The 996-nt window shown below is 67.2% G+C and carries 1 protein-coding gene; it reads right to left on the bottom strand.

Going from position 1 to position 996, the window contains the following annotated elements; genetic code table 11:
- Nucleotides 1-918, bottom strand: a 918-nt coding sequence (locus tag GY812_17705; protein MCP4437317.1) for a hypothetical protein, incomplete at its 3' end; no start/stop codon positions are given.
- Nucleotides 919-996: the final 78 nt, after the last annotated feature.

Genomic DNA, 996 nt, shown 5'->3' with positions numbered 1-996 from the left:
GGCGCCGACCACGTCGGCGGCGCTGCGGGCGTAGGAGTCGACGGCGGCGCCGTAGACGTAGGCGTTGCCGCTCACGATACGACCGGTCTCGACGTCGGTGGCCGAGGGCCCGTAGCCGAGGGGGCCGTTGGGGGCGTCCTCGTTCACCCAGTAGATGAAGTGGAAGCGGGTGTCACCCGCCTGCTGCCAGGTGAAGGACTTGGCGTCCTCGCGCTGCCGGCTGATGTTGGTCAGCCCGGCGCAAGTGCGCTCGAGGTTGCCGGGCAGCAGACCCTCGCCACGCGTGCCCTCGTCGACGACGTCCTGCATGCTCGGGTTGGCGGCGATGTAGTCGTTGATGCCGTTGACCGAGCAGGTGTTCTCGCGCACCTCGAAGACCAGGCGCTTGCCGGTCTCGGCCTCGACCTCGTCGAGCAGCGCATCGACGCTGATGCCCTTCGCCGCGGCCAAAGCCTCGGCGAAGGCCTGGTTCCAGTCCTGACCGATCCGGGTGGCCGTGGGCTGCATCGACTCGGGGAAGTTGAGGTTCATGTAGTAGACGATGGGCTCGACGTCGCGCTCGGCCAGGGGGATGGTGACCGGGTTGCCGTCGGCGTCGAGCACGGGCTGCGCCTTGCCGAACTGGTCGAGGATGAGCTCGCCCTTGTCGTCACGCTGAAGCTCGTAAGCCTTCTTCCACACCTTGTGGGTGGCCGCGTAGTACTCGCGGAGCAGGTCGTTCTCGGAGCCGATGTGCCGGCCCACGCCCTGGCGCTCGGACTTGAAGTAGCCGAAGCGCGCGTGCTTGTCCCAGCCGGCGGTGCGGCAGTCGTCCCAGTCGTACTCGGGCGCGAGGGCCCCCATCGTGGCCTCGTTGCACTCCACATCGACCATCTGCGTGCTGTTTTTTAATGCTGCGGCGACGACCGTGATGTACACTCTTTCGCTGCCGGCCGCTCTGCCGATCTAGGTGACCTGTGTGTATCGCTCGCGGGAGCAACGGGAGAAGGCGTGGCG

The organism is Actinomycetes bacterium (genome assembly GCA_024222295.1).
In the GTDB taxonomy this organism is placed as follows: Bacteria; Actinomycetota; Acidimicrobiia; order Acidimicrobiales; family Microtrichaceae; genus JAAEPF01.
The sequence above is the reverse complement of the archived record's forward strand: the minus strand, read 5'-3'. Positions and strand labels throughout refer to the sequence as shown.